This window comes from Micromonospora phaseoli (genome assembly GCF_900109115.1).
Taxonomy (GTDB): domain Bacteria; phylum Actinomycetota; class Actinomycetes; order Mycobacteriales; family Micromonosporaceae; genus Micromonospora; species Micromonospora phaseoli.
Genome location: NZ_FNYV01000003.1, coordinates 561,399 through 579,078, shown reverse-complemented (window position 1 = coordinate 579,078; position 17,680 = coordinate 561,399). Strand labels below are relative to the sequence as shown.

Below are 17,680 nucleotides of genomic sequence, written 5' to 3'. Positions count from 1 at the left end.
CATAAGGTTTCCTTCCTCTGAGTCCTCACGTGGAGTCGCAATGACGGTCCGGACGACACGGCGGGTGTTCCTCTCCGCCGCCACGATGATGGCCGCGGCGATCGCCGCCACGGCCTGTGGCAGCCCCCAGGACACCGCCAGCGGCGGCGGCGACAGCGCCGCGCCGGTGAAGGTTGGTCTGGTCTACTCCCAGTCGGGAGCGCTGGCCAGTTACGGAAAGCAGTACATCGAAGGGTTCAGGGCCGGCCTGGACTTCGCCACCGGTGGCACCAATAAGGTGGGCGACCGGGCGATCGAGATCACCGAGGTCGACGACGCCGGCGACCCGGCGAAGGCGGTCTCCGCGGCAAAGGACCTGATCGGCAAGGGCAACAAGATAATTGCCGGTTCGACGGCGTCCGGCGTGGCGCTCCAGGTGGCCCCGATCGCCGCCCAGAACAAGGTCCTGTTCATCTCCGGCCCGGCCGCCACCGACGCGGTGACCGGGGCGAACAAGTACACCTTCCGTTCCGGTCGGCAGTCGTACCAGGACGTGGTGACCGCCAGGTCGTTCATCGGCGACCCGGCCGGCAAGAAGGTCGTGGTCTTCGCCCAGGACGGCGCGTTCGGTGACGCCAACGAGGCGGCCGTCAAGGCCGTCATCGGTGGGGCCGGCGCGGAGGTCAGCGCCGTCCGGGCCCCGGCCAGCGCGACCGAGTTCACCCCGTTCGCCAGTCAGATCAAGTCCGCCAAGCCGGACCTGCTCTTCGTCGCCTGGGCCGGCACCACCGCCCCGGCCATGTGGCAGACCCTGGACCAGCAGGGTGTGCTCACCTCCACCACGGTCGTCACCGGCCTGGACATCCGCGCCTCCTGGCCCACCTTCGGCGCGGCCGGCAGCAAGATCTCCTTCCTGTCGCACTACTTCGACGGGGCGAGCGACACCGAGGCGGCCAAGGCCGCGAAGGCGAAGATCCCTGGCGGCACCCTCGACCTGTTCCACCCGGACGGCTTCGCCGCCGCCCAGATGGTGGTCCGCGCCGCGCAGGAGGGTGGCGACGACGTGGACAAGATGGTCACCGCGCTGGAGGGCTGGAGCTTCGAAGGCGTCAAGGGCACGATGACGATCCGCGCCGAGGACCACGCCCTGCTCCAGCCGATGTACCAGGCGAGCCTGACCGGCAGTGGCGACACCTTCACCGCCGCTGCCCAGAAGGCGCTCACCGGTGACGAGACCGCGCCGCCGGTCCAGGCGATGAAGGGCTGAGGCACGTGCTCGCCACCCGCGGTCTGACCTGGCGGATCGGTGAGGTCGCCATCGTCGACTCCGTCGACCTGGACCTGGCACCCGGGGAGTTCCTCGGCGTGATCGGGCCCAACGGTGCCGGCAAGACCTCACTGTTCAACCTGATCACCGGCCTGCGCCGGCCCACCGAAGGTCGGGTCACGCTGGACGGGCGGGACATCTCCGCCCTGCCGCCGTACCAGCGGGCCCGCCTCGGGTTGGGCCGTACCTTCCAGGCGTCCTCGGTCTTCGGCTCGCTGAGCGTGCGGGAGAACGTCCGGCTCGCCGTGCAGGCACACCGCGGGGGTTCGATGAAACTGTGGCGGCGGGCGGCGGCCGATCGGGAGGTGGCCGCCGCCGCCGACGCGGCGCTGCACCGGGTGGGCCTGGCCCACCGGGGCGACGCGCTGGCCGGCACGCTCGCGCACGGCGAGAAGCGCAAGCTGGAGATCGCCCTGCTGCTCGCCGGCGAGCCGCGGGTGATGCTGCTCGACGAGCCGATGGCCGGGGTCAGCGCGGAGGACGTGCCGGAGCTGGTCCAGGTGATCCGGTCGCTGACCGGCGACAGTGGCCGGGCGGTGCTGATGGTCGAGCACCACATGGACGTGATCCTGGAACTCGCCGACCGGATCGCCGTGATGCACCACGGCGCGCTGTTGGCCTGCGACACCCCGGAGACGGTGATGGCCAACCCGACCGTGCAAGAGGCCTATCTCGGGGAGTCGCTCTGATGGAGCCGATCTTGAGGGTGGCGGACCTGTCGGTCCGGATCGCCGGGCTGCACATCCTCCAGGGGGTGTCGTTCAGCGTGGCCCCGACCGGTGTCACCGTGCTGCTCGGCCGCAACGGCGTCGGCAAGACCACCACGCTGCGCGCCGTCGTCGGGTTGACCCCACGCAACGGCGAGGCGCGCGGCACGGTCCAGATGGGGGAGCAGACCCTGCTCTCCCAGCAGACCCACCGCCTGGTCCGCGGCGGGCTCGGCTACGTGCCCGAGGACCGCTGCGTCTTCGCCGGGCTCACCGTCGCGGAGAACCTGCGGCTCGCCGAGCGGCGCGGCACCACCCCGGCGTACGACCGGGTTTTCGCGCTCTTTCCGGAGCTGGACCGGCGGGCTCGGCAGCGGGCCGGCTCGCTGTCGGGTGGGCAGCAGCAGATGCTCTCCATCGGCCGGGTGCTGCTCAACGACAACCGGCTGCTGCTGGTCGACGAGCCGACCAAGGGGTTGGCGCCGAAGGTGGTGACCGAGGTGGCCGAGGTGCTGGAGCGGGTCGCGGAATCCGTGCCGGTGCTGCTGGTGGAGCAGAACCTGGCCGTGGTGCGGCGGTTGGCCCGCGACGCGGTGGTGCTCGCCGCCGGCAAGGTGGCGTGGACCGGGGACGCCCAGGAGTTGCTGCGGGAGACCGCGCTGACCCGGTCGCTGCTCGGCGTCGGCTCGGCGGAGGTGCAGCACTGATGGACACGGTCATTCTGCTGACGTTGACCGGGCTCGGTCTGGCGGCGCTCTACTTCCTGGTGGCCTCCGGGCTGTCGCTGGTCTTCGGCCTGGCCGACGTGCTCAACTTCGCGCACGGCCTCTTCCTCGGCGTCGGCGCGTACGGCACCTGGTGGGCGGCGGGGAACCTGCCCGGCGCCGGGTCGGACGGCTTCGGGTTCGTGGTCGCGGTCGCCTTCGGGGTGGCCGCCGGCACCCTGGTGGCGGTGCTGGTCGAGCTGGTGCTGATCCGCCCGCTCTACTCCCGCACCATCGAGCAGGTGCTGGTCACCGTCGGACTCTCGCTGGCCGGCGTGGCGCTGTTGCAGGCCACCTGGGGCGCGGACGCCCGGCCCTTCCCCCGCCCGGAGTGGACCCGCCAGGTGACGTCGATCCTCGGTGCGCAGGTGCCCAACGGGGGGCTGCTGCTCATCGTCGCCGCGTCGCTGGTGCTCGGCGCGATCCTCGCCTTCCTGCGCTGGACCCGCTACGGCCTGATCATCCGGGCCGGAGTGGAGAACCGGGAGATGGTCACCGCGCTCGGCATCGACGTGCGCAAGGCGTTCACCCTGGTCTTCGCCATCGGCGGGGCGGCGGCGGCGTTGGCCGGCGCGCTGGGCAGCGTCTACTTCGGCACCGTCTCGCCCCAGCAGGGCGGCTCGCTGCTGATCTTCGCGTTCATCGTGGTGGTCATCGGCGGCATGGGTTCGGTCGTCGGGTCCGCGTACGCGGCGGTCGCGGTCGGGCTGCTGCAACAGTTCGTGAACTACTACGGCACCTCCGGGCTGGGCGACATCTGTGTGGTCGCGCTGCTGGCCGTGGTGCTGCTGCTGCGCCCGCAGGGCATCGCCGGAAAGGTGGCAACGGCATGACCGAGGTCAAGTCCCCCGAGGTTCCCGCGCCCCCTGCGGCGGTACCCGACGAACTGACGCCGGGTGACGGGCGGCTGCACCGGATTCGCCCGTTCCTGCCGCTGGCCGTGCTGGCGGTGGCGCTGATCCTGCCGTACTCGACACTGCACCTGCCCGGCATCTTCGAGGGCGCGCTGAACTCGCCCGGCACCCTGCAACTGCTCGCCGTCTGCCTGGTCTTCGGTGGCCTGGCGGCCGGCTACGACCTGCTGTTCGGGCGGACCGGGATGCTCTCCTTCGGGCACGCCCTCTACTTCGCCGCCGGGGTGTACGGCACCGACATCCTGATCACCCGGGCCGGGTTGCCGCTGTGGCAGGCCGCGCCGCTGGCCATCGTCGGCGGGGCGATCCTCGCCGGTCTGCTCGGCGCGGTGGCGCTGCGTACGGTCGGCATCGCCTTCGCCATGGTGACGCTGGCCTTCGCCCAGGTCGGGGCGATCCTGGTGGCCCGTGACTTCGGTGGGCTCACCGGCGGTGAGGAGGGACTGCCGCTGGACGTCACCGGGCTGCCGGACGCGCTGGTCGGGGTCACCAACACGGTCAACCTGTACTGGCTGGCGTTGGCGTACCTCGTGGTGGTGGTGTTCGTGGTGCACCGGGTCAGCGGCTCGCCGACCGGGCGGGTGTTGGCCGGGTTGCGCGACGACGAGCGGCGCATCGGAGTCCTCGGGCTGGACCCGTACCGTTTCAAGCTGGTCGCCTTCACCCTGGCCGGTGGGCTGGCGGCGGCCGGCGGGGCGGTCTACTGCCTGATCGTCGGTGGCGCCTCGCCGCACATCACCAGCAGCGAGCTGACCCTGTCGTTGCTGGTGATGGTGGTGCTCGGCGGGCCCGGTACGCGCTGGGGCCCGGTCCTCGGCGGCATCCTCTACATGTACCTGGACCACCGCCTGGTCTCCTTCGGCAGCTCCGACGCGGTGGACGCGCTGCCGGCGTTCCTCAGCCGGCCACTGTCGCAGCCGCTGTTCGTCCTCGGCACGGTCTTCATCCTGGCCGTCTACTTCTTCCCCGGCGGCCTGGCCAGCCTCGCCCCCCGACTGTCCCTGCTCCGCAACTCGCTGCGCCTGCCCACCCGCCGCGAGCGCTGACCGAGACCTGGCCCCACCTTTGTTGATCAAGAGGTTTGCGTCGACCAGCGGACTGATCCCGACGCAAACCTCTTGATCAACAGGGTTGGGGCGCGGCGTCAGCCGTTGAGCAGGTCGTAGGCTGCGGCGGGGGCCTGCTGCGCGGCGTCGTCGGTGAAGGCGACGACCTGGGGGGCATCGCCGAAGTCGACGTACTCGACCACGTACTCGGACGCCTTTCGCTTGCCGGCCGCCGGGATGTCCAGCGTCAGCGAGGAGAGGTTGCCGTCCGCGCCGACGATCGCGGTGAGCGGGAGCTGCGCGGTAGCGTCGCCCAGGGTGACCAGGCCGTCCAGGTTGTCGGCCAGCTCCGGCTCGGCGGACAGGTCGACCACACCGGTGTACGTCCCGGGCTCGCCGGCCTGGACATCGGTGGCCGCACGGATGATCGCCTCGACGTTGCCCGGGTCGGTGCCCTCGTAGCTGGGCAGGGAGTCCGGGCCCTCGACCTTCGTCGGGTCCAGCGCCATCCACTTGGTGGGCAGCTTCATCAGCTTCTGGATGTCCTGGGCACCCTTGAAGTTCACCTTCATCCAGGTGCGGGACTCGACCATCCGGAAGGACATCTCCAGGGTGAAGTCCTTGTCCTTGGTGACGGTGTCGATGTCCATGCCCTGGTTCGCCGGGTCGATCACGCCGGAGACGTCGCCCGAGGTGTCGCTGATGGTGAACCGGAAGGCCGGGTCCTGCTCGTCCGGCACGGCGGCCAGCAGTTCCTGCTTCGGGTCGGGCGGTGGTGGGGCCGCCTCCGGAGTGGCCTTGTCGTCACATCCGGCCCCCAGGGTCGCGGCCAGCAGGGCGACGGCTGTGGCCGCGAGACGCCGGGTCGTGGCGGTGGTGCCGGATCGCTGAGTCATCTCGTCTCTCTCTTTGCGGATCGAACGGGAATCGTAGAACAAACTCGTCGCCGTCGGGGTACGACTCGGTCGCGGCCGGGCCACGACGGCCCACCGTCCGGCAACGGTCGACGGCCCACCGTCCGGCAATGCAGCACCGGACGCTGGTAGAAAAGGCGGATGAGCCTGGAACGGACGGCGGTACGGCAGCGCGCCGAGGCGGTGCTGCGGCGGCTGGCCGGTGACCAGGCCCGGCTCCGCGAGGACCAGTGGCGGGCCATCGAGGCGTTGGTGATCGACCGGCGGCGGGTGCTCTGTGTGCAGCGCACCGGGTGGGGCAAGTCGGCGGTCTACTTCGTGGCCACCGCGTTGCTGCGCGAGCGCGACGCCGCTGCGCAGCGCGACGCCGCTGCGCAGCGCGACGCCGCCGGGCCGGCCGGTCCGACGGTGATCGTTTCGCCGCTGCTGGCGTTGATGCGTAACCAGGTCGACGCGGCGGCGCGCGCCGGAATCCGGGCCCGCACCATCAACTCGGCCAACCTCGACGAGTGGGACGAGATCACCGCCGAGATCCACGCCGGCACGGTGGATGTGCTGCTGATCAGCCCGGAACGGCTGAACAACCCGGACTTCCGCGACGGCGTGCTGCCGAAGCTGGCCGCCACCACCGGTCTGCTGGTGGTCGACGAGGCACACTGCGTTTCGGACTGGGGGCACGACTTCCGGCCGGACTACCGCCGGCTGCGTACCTTCCTCGGCAAGCTGCCCGAGCGCACGCCGGTGCTCGCCACGACCGCCACCGCCAACGCCCGGGTGACCCAGGACGTCGCCGAGCAGCTGGGCACCGAACCGGCCGCGCCGGCCGCGCCGCGACCGGACGTCCTGGTGCTGCGGGGCAGCCTGGACCGCGAATCGCTGCGGCTGGGCGTGCTCGACCTGCCGAGCCCGGCGCACCGGCTCGGCTGGCTCGCCGACCACCTGGACCGGCTGCCCGGCTCGGGGATCATCTACACGCTGACCGTGGCCGCGGCGACCGAGACGGCCGAGTTCCTCCGCTCACGCGGCTGGGCGGTTGCCGCGTACACCGGGCAGGCCGAGGACGCCGACCGCCGCGCCGCCGAGCAGGACCTGCTCGACAACAAGATCAAGGCACTGGTCGCCACCAGCGCGCTCGGGATGGGCTTCGACAAGCCTGATCTCGGCTTCGTGGTGCACCTCGGCGCGCCGCCCTCGCCGATCGCCTACTACCAGCAGGTCGGCCGGGCCGGGCGAGCCGTCGAGCACGCCGAGGTGCTGCTGCTGCCGGGTGCCGAGGACGCCGCCATCTGGCGGTACTTCGCCTCGCTGGCCTTCCCGCCGGAGGAGCAGGTCCGCGCGGTGCTCGCCGTCCTGCGGACCGACCGGCCGTTGTCGACCCAGGCCCTGGAGCCGCTGGTCGACCTGCGGCGCGCCCGCCTGGAGTTGATGCTCAAGGTGCTCGACGTCGACGGTGCGGTCCGCCGGGTCCGGGGCGGCTGGCTCGCCACCGGCGAGCCCTGGCTCTATGACGGGGCGCGGTTGCGCCGCGTCGCCGCCGCCCGCGCCACCGAGCAGCAGGCCATGATCGAGTACGCGGCGACGGCCGGCTGCCGGATGCGCTACCTACGTGAGTGCCTGGACGACGCCGAGGCGGTGGACTGCGGCCGGTGTGACCGGTGCGCCGAGGCGCTGTTCACCCCTGAGGTGTCACCGACCGCGCTGACCGTCGCGCAGACCTTCCTCGGCCGCCCCGGAGTCCAGATCGCGCCGAAGAAGCTCTGGCCGACCGGGTTGGAGTCGGTCGGCGTACCCCTGAAGGGGCGCATCGCCCCGACGGAGCAGGCGCTGCCGGGCCGGGCTGTCGGCCGGCTGTCGGACCTCGGCTGGGGCGGCCGGCTACGCGGCCTGGTCGGGGAGGGCACGCCGGACGGCGAGGTCCCCGACGAGGTGGCCGCCGCCGTCATCGAGGTGCTCAAGGCGTGGGCGCACGGCGACGACCGGTGGCCCAGTCGCCCGGCCGGCGTGGTCGCGGTCGACTCCCGTAGCCACCCGATGCTGGTCGGCTCGCTGGCCGAGCGGATCGCCACCGTCGGGCGGCTGCCACTGCTGGGTCGGGTGAGCTCGGCCGGTTCGGCGGGCGCCGACGGTCCGCGCGGCAACAGCGCCCAGCGGGTACGCACCCTGCACGGCACCCTGACCGTGCCCGAGTCGCTGGCCGGTGCCCTCGCCGGCCTGGCCGGCCCGGTGCTGCTCGTCGACGACCTGGTCGATTCGGGCTGGACCATGACGATGGCCGCCCGCGAACTCCGCCGGGCCGGCGCGCAAGCCGTCCTGCCCCTGGCCCTCGCCCTCGCCGCCTGACCTCCGCACCTGCGGCGGTACGGTGGGCGCATGGCTGACCAGGAACTCGACGCGCCCGCGCTCGGGTCGGTGCGGCTCGCCGAGCGCCCGTCGACGCGGGCGGGTGAGGAACCCGCCGCGGTGTCGGCGGCACCGGATCGGGCCACGCTGCGGCTGGCCCTGGTGGTCGGCGGGCTCGTGCTGTCGGTGCTGCTCGGGTTCGGGCTCGGCCGGATCAACGGTGGCGGCACCGCGACGGCGGGCGGGGCGGACAGCGCGCTGGCCGACCACGTCCACGCCCCCGGCGTGGGCGCGCACTCGCACGGAGCCGACCAGGCGGCGGCGGCCGAGGCCGGCGGCCTCGCGGTCAGCCGCGACGGTCTCACCCTCACCCCGCGCTCCGCCGGGTTCATCGCCGGGCAGGCCGGAGAGCTGCGCTTCCAGATCCGCGACGGGCAGCGTCGGACGGTCACCCGGTTCGCGGTCGTGCACGACAAGCCGATGCACCTGATCGTGGTGCGCCGGGATCTGACCGGCTACCAGCATCTGCACCCGACCATGGCGGCGGACGGCACCTGGTCGGTGCCGCTGACGCTGCCGCAGCCCGGCGTCTGGCGGGCGTACGCCGACTTCACGGCCCTCGCTGACGACGGCCGGCAGACGGCGACGACGCTCGGGGTGGACCTGGTCGCGCCCGGCGACTACACGCCCCGGGCGCTGCCCGAACCGGCGACCAGGACCACGGTCGACGGGTTCACGGTCGGCTTTCAGGGCGGCCCGCAGCCCGGTTTGACCGTGCCGGTGAGTTTCCGGATCACCGGGCCGGACGGCACCGGCCCGGTGCTGGAGCGCTACCTCGGCGCGTACGGTCACCTCGTCGCGTTGCGCGAGGGTGACCTCGGCTACCTGCACGTGCACCCGGAGGCGGAGCTGGTCGACGGCGCGATCCGGTTCTGGTTGACCACGCCGGGTCCCGGGCGGTACCGCCTCTACCTGGACTTCGCCGTCGCGGGTGAGGTACGCACGGCCGAGTTCACGGTCCTCGTGTCCTAGCCGATGCCGCGGCCGGTTCGGCCCGGCTGCCGGGGGTCAGCCCGTCCGGCGGATCGGCGCGGCGGTGGGGTCGGCAGCCCGGCGGATCGGCCGGCGGGCCAGGTAGCGCAGCAGGTCACGAATATGGTGCTTCTCCTCGGCCGGCACGGCCGGGTCCGCAAGCCGTTGCAGAATCACCCGCACGTCGGCCTCCACCGGGCCGTCGTCTCCCCGCCGCCACGACACCGGGCCGGCGTCGGGTAGGCCGAGCGCCCGGAAAGCCGCCGCCACCGGCAGATCCAGCGCGGCACAGAAGCCACGGACCTTGGCCAGCTCGGGGTAGTCCTGCCAGTCGCCGGCGAGCCAGCGGAAGACGGTCGAGCGGCCGACGCCGGTGTGCGCGGCGAGGTCGGTGACCGTCCAGCCGCGCTCTTCGCGGGCATCGTCGATGGCCCGACGCACGAAGCGCGCGAAGGCCATCTGCGGCGAAACCTCTGCCGAACCCATCCGGTGGGTCTTCCCTCCCGACCGGCACCCGACGGTGCGTTCTTCGAGAGTAGTACGGGAAGGGGAGTAAACAATTGACTGATCGACCAGACGATTCCGGTGGCGGGACCCGAATCCGCTACGCGGCTGGTGACGGCTCTGCGAGCAGCGTCTCCAGCCGGGGTGTGATCTGCCACTGCGCCACCAGCTCCCGGTACTCCGTGCGCTGGGCGGCGGTCGGGTGGGCAGCCGTACGCCGGGCCCGGATCAGCAGGTTGCGTGGAGTGTGCGCGGAGTCGACGAACTCGACCACCTCGGCCCGGTAGCCGTGCAGACGCAGCAGCCCGGCGCGCAGCGCGTCGGTGAGGGCGTCCGCGAAGCGCTCCCGCAGGATGCCCTGCCGGGTCAGCAGTTCGTACGGCGTCGGCGTGGGCCGGCTACGCAGCTGTGCCGCGATGTCGTGGTGACAGCATGGCGCGGCGAGCACCCAACGGGCACCCCAGCGCACCGCCCGAGCCAGCGCCTCGTCGGTGGCGGTGTCGCAGGCGTGCAGCGCGAGCACCAGATCGGGAGCCGGCTCGACGGTCGCATCGGCGATGGTGCCGGCGACGAAGCGCACCCGGTCGGCCCAGCCGAGCCGCTGCGCCAGCTCGGAGTTGCGCCGCCGCTGGTCGTCCCGGACATCCACCCCGACCAGCTCGACGTCGAGGCCGAGCTGCGAGAGATAGCGGTACGCGGCGAAGGTCAGGTACGCATTCCCGCAGCCCAGGTCCACCACGCGCAGCGGGCCGCCCAACTCCTCGGCCAGCCCGCTGGGCAGCGTGGCCGCCAGGGCCCGCAGGAACGCGTCCACCTGCCGCCGCTTGGCCGCCGAGCCGCCGATCTCGGCGAAGATCGGGTCGCCGGGATCGAGCAGGTACTCCTTGGCGCGGTCGTGCGTCGCCGCCGTGGTGACCGGGCTGGCCACCGCGGTGCGGTGCACCTGTGCCTCACCCGACTTGGTGACCCGCAGTTGCAGGGTGCCCTCGGCGGTCTCCACGTGCCAGTTGCCGAACGGCTCGGCCAGCAGCTCCCGCACCGCAGCCTCGGCCTCCGGCCCCGGCGACACGTTCCGGGTGTATGGACGCGCGCCGTCGGAGGTGGAGATCTGCAGCCGCCGGCCGGCCTTGAGGGCGACCGGCCGCAGTTCGGCCCGGACCACGGAGGGCCGCTGACCACGCCGACGTCCGGCCGCCACGGCCCGGGTCAGTGCGGGACCTAGCAGCATCGAGCGGACTTCGGCCAGAGCGGCGTCCAACGGTTGTGGCATCGGTCAATCTTCCAGGAGCGCCAGCTGCTTCAGTCCAGGCAACGGTTCCGGCTCGGGGCCGTACGTGGACTGAAGCAGAGCAAGGGGCCGGACAGAGAGCCGCCCGGGGCGGCGCGGGTCAGCCCAGCAGGGCAGCCCGTCGACCGCTGGCCGGGCGGCGGGTGGTCAGTCGGTGGTCGCCTCGGCCGGCGTATCGCTGGCGGAGCCGGTACCACGGCGGCGTCGGCGGCGACGCGGGCGCGTCGCTTCGCCAGCGGCGTTCCCGCCGTCGGCGGTGATGGCCTCGGCGGAGGCTCCGTCGGCGGTCGTCGGGGTGGCGGCCTCAGCGCCCGTCACCACCTCGCCGGCTCGACGTCGCCGACGCGGACGGGCGGTACGTCCGGCCTCGTCGGCGACCGGCTCGGCGCCATCCGCCACGACGGCGTCGCCGCTCTGTCCGCGACCACCGCCGCCACGCCCACGGCCACCCTCGCTCCGGCCGCTGCCCTCACCACGACCGCTGCCCTCGCTCCGGCCGCTGCCCTGACCACGACCGCTGCCTTCACCGCGACCGCCGCGGCGCGTGCCGCGCGGCTCGCCCCGCCGTGATCGGCCCCCGCCCAGGTCCTCCTCGACCTCGGCGGAGAGCCCGGCGCGGGTGCGCTCGGCGGTCGGCAGAGTGCTGGTGACCTCGGTGGAGATGTGCAGGTCGGTGTAGAGGTGCGGGGAGGTGTGGTACGTCTCCCGCGGCTCGGGCATGTCCAGCCCGAGGGTCTTGTCGATGATCCGCCAGCGGGGCATGTCGTCCCAGTCGACGAAGGTCACCGCGACGCCGGTCGCTCCGGCCCGGCCGGTACGGCCGATCCGGTGGGTGTACGTGTCCTGGTCTTCCGGACAGTCGTAGTTGATCACGTGGGTGACGCCGCTGACGTCGATGCCACGGGCGGCCACATCGGTGGCGACCAGAGTGTCGATCTTCCCGGCCCGGAACGCGCGCAGGGCCCGCTCGCGGGCTCCCTGGCCGAGGTCACCATGCACCGCCGCGACGGCGAAGCCACGGAAGTCTAGGTCCTCGGCGACCCGGTCGGCGGCCCGCTTGGTACGCGTGAAGATCATCGTCAGACCGCGGCTCTCGGCCTGGAGGATCCGGGCCACGATCTCGACCTTGTTCATCGAGTGGGTGCGGTAGACCAACTGCTCCGTCTGGGGAGACGGGCCGGTCTCGGCGGTGTGCCCGGCGTGGATCGTGATCGGGTGGCGCAGGAACCGCCGGGACAGCGTCACGATCGGGTCCGGCATGGTCGCGGAGAACAGCATCGTCTGTCGGTCGTCCGGCAGCATCGCCAGGATCCGCTCGACATCGTCGAGGAAGCCCAGGTCGAGCATGCGGTCGGCCTCGTCGAGCACCAGCGCGCGCACCGCGTGCAGGCGCAGGTGCTTCTGCTTGGCGAGGTCCAGTAGACGGCCCGGGGTGCCGACCAGGATCTCCACGCCCTTGCGGAGCGCGTCGACCTGCGGCTCGTACGCGACGCCACCGTAGATCGGCAACACCCGTATGCCACGGGTGCGGCTGGCGGCGGCGATGTCCTTGGCGACCTGGATGCCCAACTCGCGGGTCGGTACGACGACCAACGCCTGAGGCAGCCCGTCGCCGCCCTCCTGCGGCGCGAAGACCCGCTCCAGCAGCGGTACGCCGAAGCCGAGGGTCTTGCCGGTACCGGTCGGGGCCTGCCCGATCAGGTCGGCGCCGCGCAGCGCGATCGGCAGCGCGTACTCCTGAATGGCGAAGGCGCGGGTGATGCCGGCCGCGGCCAGCGCCTCGACGGTCTCCGCGCGGGCGCCGAGATCGGCGAAGGTCGGCGCCTCCGGTCGGACCGGGGCGGTCGGGGCCAGTTCCTGGCCATCTGTGAGGTCTTGAATCGGCTCACTCATGTGGATTTGGGGGTGCCCTCTCGTGGGTGCGCCCCGCCATGTCCTCAGGGCGCGTTCGGTTTGGCGCGGGCCACACGGTCGGCGGCAGGAAGCCGAGCGGACCGGGCCGCACGCGCGCCGTGGTTCGGCCTTCGACCGGATCGGAGTTGACTCCGGCCGGGATCGGCACCTACGGCAACTCGTCCATGCTACCTGAACGGGCCAAACCCCGTCCCGATTCCGGGCGGCCCAGCGCCACTGGAAAGGTTTCCATGTGACCCGTATCACTTAGCGTGTCGGCTCGGAGGCCGGTGTCGGCCGGCAGGGGCCCCGGGCGGGTACCCCGGGCGGTAGCCTGCGCAGGTGTCCGCCCCCACCCCGCCCGGCCACGCCGTCACCGATCTGCTCGGCCTGGTGGCCCTCGGTGAGCTGCTCGCCTTCGAACGCATGGCGGCCGACGCACGGCTCGCTCCGGATCTGCGCCGCCGCGCCGCGTTGAGCGAAATGGCCGCCGCCGAGATCGCCAACTACCGGCGGGTGGCCGATCGGCTCGCCGCGCTCGGTGTGCTGCCCGACGACGCGATGTCCGCGTACGTCGCGCCGCTGCAGGGCTTCCACGACTCGACCGAGCCGCGCGACTGGGCCGAGGCGGTCACCAAGGCGTACGTCGGCGACGCGATCACCGACGACTTCCTCCGAGAGATCGCCGGTGCGCTGCGGGAACCGGACCGGCAGCTGGTCCTCGACGTGCTGCACGAGTCGCGATACGCGGAGTTCGCGGCCGCCGAGATCCGGCTCGCCATCGAGGCGGACCCGAAACTGGCCGGCCGGCTGTCGATGTGGGCGCGGCGGCTGGTCGGCGAGGCGCTGTCCCAGGCGGGGCGGGTCGCCGCCGCCGACAACGGAAGGCTCACCGCCCTGATCGCCGCCGGTGGACAGCTGGATGTAGCGGGTTTGTTCCGGCGGCTGACCGCCGCGCACACCGCGCGGATGACCGCCGCCGGACTCAACAACTGAAACGTCAGCGGACGGTGAAACCGACCGCCCGGGGAGACGCCTCGGCGATCTCGACGTAGGCGACCTTGCCGACCGGCACGATGATCCGCCGGCCCTTTTCGTCGGTCAGCGAGAGGGTGCCCTCGCTCCTGGCGAGGGCGTCGGTCACGATCCGCTCGATCTCGGCCGGCGACTGCGCGCTCTCCAGGACCAGCTCGCGCGGCGCGTACTGCACGCCGATCTTGACCTCCACTGTGCCTCCTCCGTCGGGCGAAATAGCCGCCGTGCGAAGGCTATCCGATCACAACGTCGAAGTTCAGGCTGACTCACCTTGCAGCGGAAAGCTGGCGATGCCCCGCCAGGACAGCGCTGCGACCAGTGCCTCCGCCTCCGCCATGGGCACCTGGCGGCCACCGGCCAGCCAGAACTGCGCGGCGGTCTCGGCCGCACCCACCAGGCCGGAGGCGAGCAGCTCGGCATGCGGGCGGCTGACCCCGGTGTCGGAGATGATCGTGTCGGTGATGGCGGCGATGCAGCCCTGTGCGACCCGCTCCACGCGCTGCCGCACGGCCGGCTCGTTGCGCAGATCGGACTCGAAGACCAGCCGGAACGCCTCGCTCTCGTGGTCGACGAAGTCGAAGTACGCGCGGACCGACGCGCTCACCCGCTCCTTGTTGTCGGTGGTGCTCGCCATCGCGTCGCGCACCTTGGCGACGATCGCGTCACAGTGCGTGTCGAGCAGGGCGAGATACAGCTCCATCTTGCCGGGGAAGTGCTGGTACAGCACCGGCTTGGAGACCCCGGCCCGCTCGGCGATGTCGTCCATGGCCGCAGCGTGGTAACCCTGCGCGACGAACACCTCCTGAGCAGCGGCGAGTAGCTGCTTGCGGCGCGCCGAACGGGGTAGGCGCGTGGGTCTGCCGGCGGTTTGGGCGCCGTTCCCCACAGCCGTCATGGGTACCTCCGAGGTTGTCGTACGGGCCGGCATTTCACCCGAACCGGTCGAGGCCTCTCGGCCCCTTGCGGAATTGGCCCGCCGCTGTAACTTATCGCCACTGTCGCCACACGGTAGCCTCAGCGGGGGCGACCAAGGAGCGCGCGGTGAGTGAAACAGGGCAACCCGGTGCCGCCACCCCGGGAGAGCACGGCGACGGGACGGGTCAGCACGATGACCTGGCCCGTTCCGGCAACGGGTGGGCCCCGCCACCGGCCGACTGGTCCTGGGACGCGGAAGGCACCCGGGGCAGCGGCGTGACCTGGACCCGGCCCGAGCAGCCAGTCGGTTGGGCCACCGCCTCCTCACGATACGCCGACCTGCCCGCTCCGGACGGTGACCAAATGTCGCCCGGGCCGCCGGCCCAGGTCAACGGCAGCCAGGTCAACGGCAGCCAGGTAAACGGGGCGCACCCGGAGGACTCGTCAGGTGGCCGGTACGCCCCGGTGAGCGCTCCACCCGGCCTGCGCGGGCCCGGGCGCGATCCGGGTGGCGATCGGCTCGTCGTGCCGGCGCCCCGCCCCGTCCCCGCCGGTGAGCGGGCGGGCGCACCGCCCACCGGGCTGCCGACCTCCGCGCCGCCCGCGGTACAGGTGCCGCCCGTCGGCACCACCGCCTCCGGCTTCGAGATGCCGCCCGGTCTGCACGCGCCCACCGCCGAGCGGGCCGGGCAGGAGCCGCCGATCAGCGGCCAGCCGCGTGGGTGGGATGACGTGTCCCCACCAGCGTCGAACTTCGGGCTCCACCCCGACCCCCCGGTCACGGAGCAGGCTGACTGGCCACCGGCGTCCGGTGCGGAGCCACCGGCTGGCTGGTCGGTGGGGTCCGGCGCCTACCGGACCGCCGACCGACCGTCGGCCGTCGAGCGACCGTCGGCCGAGGCGGACCGGCCGAGCTGGGCCCAGCCCGGCCCGGCCAGCGACTGGGCCCCGTCGTGGGCCCGCGATGAGGGTGAGCCTGCCCGACGGTCGCGGGAGGTGCCGGCCCAGAACTGGGCCAGCGAGCCCAGCCGGCCGTACGAGCCGGTGCCCGTCGAGCCGACCCGTCCGTACGAGGCGGTACGCGTCGAGCGGCCTCGCCCGTACGAGCCGTCCCGGTCGGCGCCGGAGCCCGGCCCGTCGCAGCCGCCGGCCGAGTCCGACCCGGCCGACCGGCCGGCGTGGCCGGCGTCCACGCCGACCAGCGCGCCGCCGGCCGGGGAACGCCCGTCGTGGGCGCGTTCGGCCGTCGGTCCGCCGGCCGAGGAGCGTCCCTCGTGGGTCGCGCCGCCGGTCAGTGGCGCACCAGCCAACGAGAGCCTGCCCTGGGGTACCCGCTCCGGCGGGCAGCCCACCGATGAACGCCTGCCCTGGGCGCTCCGACCGGTGAGCGCTCCGCCGCCGGTCAGTGCCCCACCGGTGAGTGCCCCGCCTCGGGTCAGTGCTCCGCCGCCGGTCAGCGCTCCGCCGGTGAGTGCCCCGCCGCCGGTGGGTGCCCCGCCGCCGCTGGGTGCTCTGCCGCCGGTGAGTGCTCCGGCAGCGGGCGCCCGGTCGGCCGGCGATTCGCTGACGAGCGCACCGGCAGGTTCGTGGAGCCCATCGGAGCCCGGCGTGGCGTCGCCGGGCACCGGGGCCGAACCCGCCTCCGTACCCGGATACCGGCCGTTCCGGCTCCGGCCGGTCCCCGACGAGCCGGCACCCGACGCACCCTCCCCGGCGTCTGCCATGCCCGGTCCGAGCTCAGTGCCGGCGGCGACCGATCCGCTGGCCGGTCCGCTTCCCAGCGGGTCCGACCGTCGTGAACGCACCCCCTCCGCGCCCGCCCCGACGAGCGCAGCCCCCTACGCGGCACGCCGGTCAGCGCCCGATCCGGTCCCGCTGACGGAGCCGGCCGGCGACCGGTCGCCGGACAGCACCTCGGCAGTGTTGCCGCAGCGCGTCCCCGCCGAACCGGACGTGCCCGTCGTGCCGGAGCCGCCAGCCGTGGAGCCACCCGCCGAAACCCCGGAACTCGCCCGAATCGCCACCCATCTGCGTCGCGAGGACGAGCCAGCGCCGTTGCGGGAACGGCCCGAGGGCTTCGACGTGAACGCGATCCTCGCTGCCGTCCGGGGGGTCGACGGCGTACGCGATGCTGCCCTGCGCCGTACCCCCGCCGGTGCTCACAGCCTGCGCCTCGACCTCGCCGACGGCGCCGACCCGGCGGAGGTGAGCCGGCAGGTCGCCCGCCTGCTGCAGGACCGGATGGGGTTGGCCGCCGCGCCGCACGGCCTGCCCACCGCGCCGCACGGCCTGCCCGCCGCACCGGTGCGCCGTCGGGCCGCCGAGACCCGCGCTGCCGAGGGCGGTGAGTCCCGCCCGGCCGCCGAACCGCGCCGACCGTCCGCCCGGCCCGCCGGCGCTCGGACCGAGGCTCCGCCGCACCGGACGGAGGGCGCACCGGAGACCTCACGACGGCGACGGCAGACACCCGCCCCGCACCGTGGCCGGGCCATCGTGGAGGAAGCGGGAACGCCGGGCAGCCCGGCGACGCTCGGTGCCTCCTACTCCGGCGGACAGCTCACCACGACCGAGTCCGCGCCGTCCCGACCACTGGACACCGGTGGTGTGCCGGGTCCCCGAGTGGTGCTCGACCACGTCCAGGTGAGCACGTTCGGGCTCGACGCCACCGTCGAGGTTCGACTTATGGCCGGCGACCAGAGCGCGGCCGGGTACGCCACCGGGCCCGCCGTCGATGGCTACGTGCTGCGGCTCTGCGGGGTGGCGGCCGCGGCGGCGATCGACGAACTGCTGCGTGCCGGCGGCACCACGCCGGATCGCGGACGGTGTTTCGTGGAGCACGCCGCCGTGGTGCCCTTCGGCAACTGTGAGGTGGCGACCGTCGTGGTGCTGCTGGTCTGCGAGGGGTGGGTCGAACAGTTGGCCGGTTCCGCCCTGGTGGCCGGCGACCCCCGGCAGGCAGTGGTGCGGGCCACCCTGGCCGCGGTCAATCGCCGGCTGGAGGCACTGCTGGCGTGAGCCGGTC

At 73.1% G+C, this 17,680-nt stretch carries 14 protein-coding genes and 1 pseudogene; 9 read left to right on the top strand and 6 right to left on the bottom strand.

Features of this window, described 5'->3' with window-relative positions:
- Nucleotides 1-40: 40 nt before the first annotated feature.
- The 5 genes from BMY89_RS10945 to BMY89_RS10925 are packed head-to-tail and all read left to right on the top strand — an operon-like array spanning nt 41 to nt 4,737.
- Nucleotides 41-1,246, top strand: coding sequence for a substrate-binding domain-containing protein (locus BMY89_RS10945; RefSeq protein ID WP_092378837.1), 1,206 nt, complete (start codon nt 41-43; stop codon nt 1,244-1,246).
- Nucleotides 1,247-1,251: 5 nt separating this feature from the next.
- Nucleotides 1,252-1,995, top strand: coding sequence for an ABC transporter ATP-binding protein (locus tag BMY89_RS10940; protein WP_092378834.1), 744 nt, complete (start codon nt 1,252-1,254; stop codon nt 1,993-1,995).
- Nucleotides 1,995-2,720: an ABC transporter ATP-binding protein gene (locus tag BMY89_RS10935; protein ID WP_175510341.1), complete on the top strand. Its 726-nt coding sequence runs from the start codon at nt 1,995-1,997 to the stop codon at nt 2,718-2,720. The genes BMY89_RS10940 and BMY89_RS10935 overlap by 1 nt, the downstream gene beginning before the upstream one ends.
- Entirely contained in the window at nt 2,720-3,610 is an 891-nt protein-coding gene (locus tag BMY89_RS10930; protein WP_092378831.1) for a branched-chain amino acid ABC transporter permease, read from the top strand. Before BMY89_RS10935 ends, BMY89_RS10930 begins: the two co-directional genes overlap by 1 nt.
- The gene (locus tag BMY89_RS10925) at nt 3,607-4,737 is read left to right on the top strand and encodes a branched-chain amino acid ABC transporter permease (RefSeq protein ID WP_092378828.1); all 1,131 of its coding nucleotides are present in this window, start codon (nt 3,607-3,609) and stop codon (nt 4,735-4,737) included. The genes BMY89_RS10930 and BMY89_RS10925 overlap by 4 nt, the downstream gene beginning before the upstream one ends.
- A gap of 98 nt (nt 4,738-4,835) precedes the next feature.
- Here BMY89_RS10925 and BMY89_RS10920 read toward each other — a convergent pair whose 3' ends face one another.
- Entirely contained in the window at nt 4,836-5,633 is a 798-nt protein-coding gene (locus BMY89_RS10920) for a hypothetical protein (RefSeq protein ID WP_092378825.1), read from the bottom strand.
- A 159-nt stretch (nt 5,634-5,792) separates the two neighbouring features.
- On the opposite strand from BMY89_RS10920, the gene BMY89_RS10915 reads away from it, so the two are divergent.
- Both BMY89_RS10915 and BMY89_RS10910 read left to right on the top strand, forming a co-directional pair.
- Nucleotides 5,793-7,991: a RecQ family ATP-dependent DNA helicase gene (locus tag BMY89_RS10915; RefSeq protein WP_092378821.1), complete on the top strand. Its 2,199-nt coding sequence runs from the start codon at nt 5,793-5,795 to the stop codon at nt 7,989-7,991.
- 30 nt (nt 7,992-8,021) lie between these two features.
- Nucleotides 8,022-9,023, top strand: a complete 1,002-nt coding sequence (locus BMY89_RS10910) for a hypothetical protein (protein WP_232521177.1) — start codon at nt 8,022-8,024, stop codon at nt 9,021-9,023.
- A gap of 36 nt (nt 9,024-9,059) precedes the next feature.
- Here the strand turns inward: BMY89_RS10910 and BMY89_RS10905 are convergent, their stop codons facing one another.
- The 3 genes from BMY89_RS10905 to BMY89_RS10895 form a co-directional block, all read right to left on the bottom strand.
- Nucleotides 9,060-9,509, bottom strand: coding sequence for a helix-turn-helix domain-containing protein (locus BMY89_RS10905; protein ID WP_092378818.1), 450 nt, complete (start codon nt 9,507-9,509; stop codon nt 9,060-9,062).
- A 118-nt stretch (nt 9,510-9,627) separates the two neighbouring features.
- Complete coding sequence (locus BMY89_RS10900; protein ID WP_092378814.1) at nt 9,628-10,797, bottom strand: class I SAM-dependent methyltransferase; 1,170 nt, start codon at nt 10,795-10,797, stop codon at nt 9,628-9,630.
- A 165-nt stretch (nt 10,798-10,962) separates the two neighbouring features.
- The gene (locus BMY89_RS10895) at nt 10,963-12,708 is read right to left on the bottom strand and encodes a DEAD/DEAH box helicase (RefSeq protein WP_092378811.1); all 1,746 of its coding nucleotides are present in this window, start codon (nt 12,706-12,708) and stop codon (nt 10,963-10,965) included.
- Nucleotides 12,709-13,050: 342 nt separating this feature from the next.
- Here BMY89_RS10895 and BMY89_RS10890 point away from each other — a divergent pair, with 342 nt between their 5' ends.
- The gene (locus BMY89_RS10890) at nt 13,051-13,704 is read left to right on the top strand and encodes a ferritin-like fold-containing protein (protein ID WP_092378808.1); all 654 of its coding nucleotides are present in this window, start codon (nt 13,051-13,053) and stop codon (nt 13,702-13,704) included.
- Between the two features lie 4 nt (nt 13,705-13,708).
- On the opposite strand, the gene BMY89_RS10885 is transcribed toward BMY89_RS10890, so the two are convergent.
- Nucleotides 13,709-13,936, bottom strand: coding sequence for a DUF3107 domain-containing protein (locus BMY89_RS10885; RefSeq protein ID WP_092378805.1), 228 nt, complete (start codon nt 13,934-13,936; stop codon nt 13,709-13,711).
- A 63-nt stretch (nt 13,937-13,999) separates the two neighbouring features.
- Nucleotides 14,000-14,638, bottom strand: coding sequence for a TetR/AcrR family transcriptional regulator (locus BMY89_RS10880; protein ID WP_092378802.1), 639 nt, complete (start codon nt 14,636-14,638; stop codon nt 14,000-14,002).
- Nucleotides 14,639-16,044: 1,406 nt separating this feature from the next.
- Between BMY89_RS10880 and BMY89_RS31530 the strand changes: the two are divergent.
- A pseudogene (locus BMY89_RS31530) lies at nt 16,045-17,673 on the top strand (hypothetical protein); the annotation flags it as partial.
- Between the last annotated feature and the right edge of the window lie 7 nt (nt 17,674-17,680).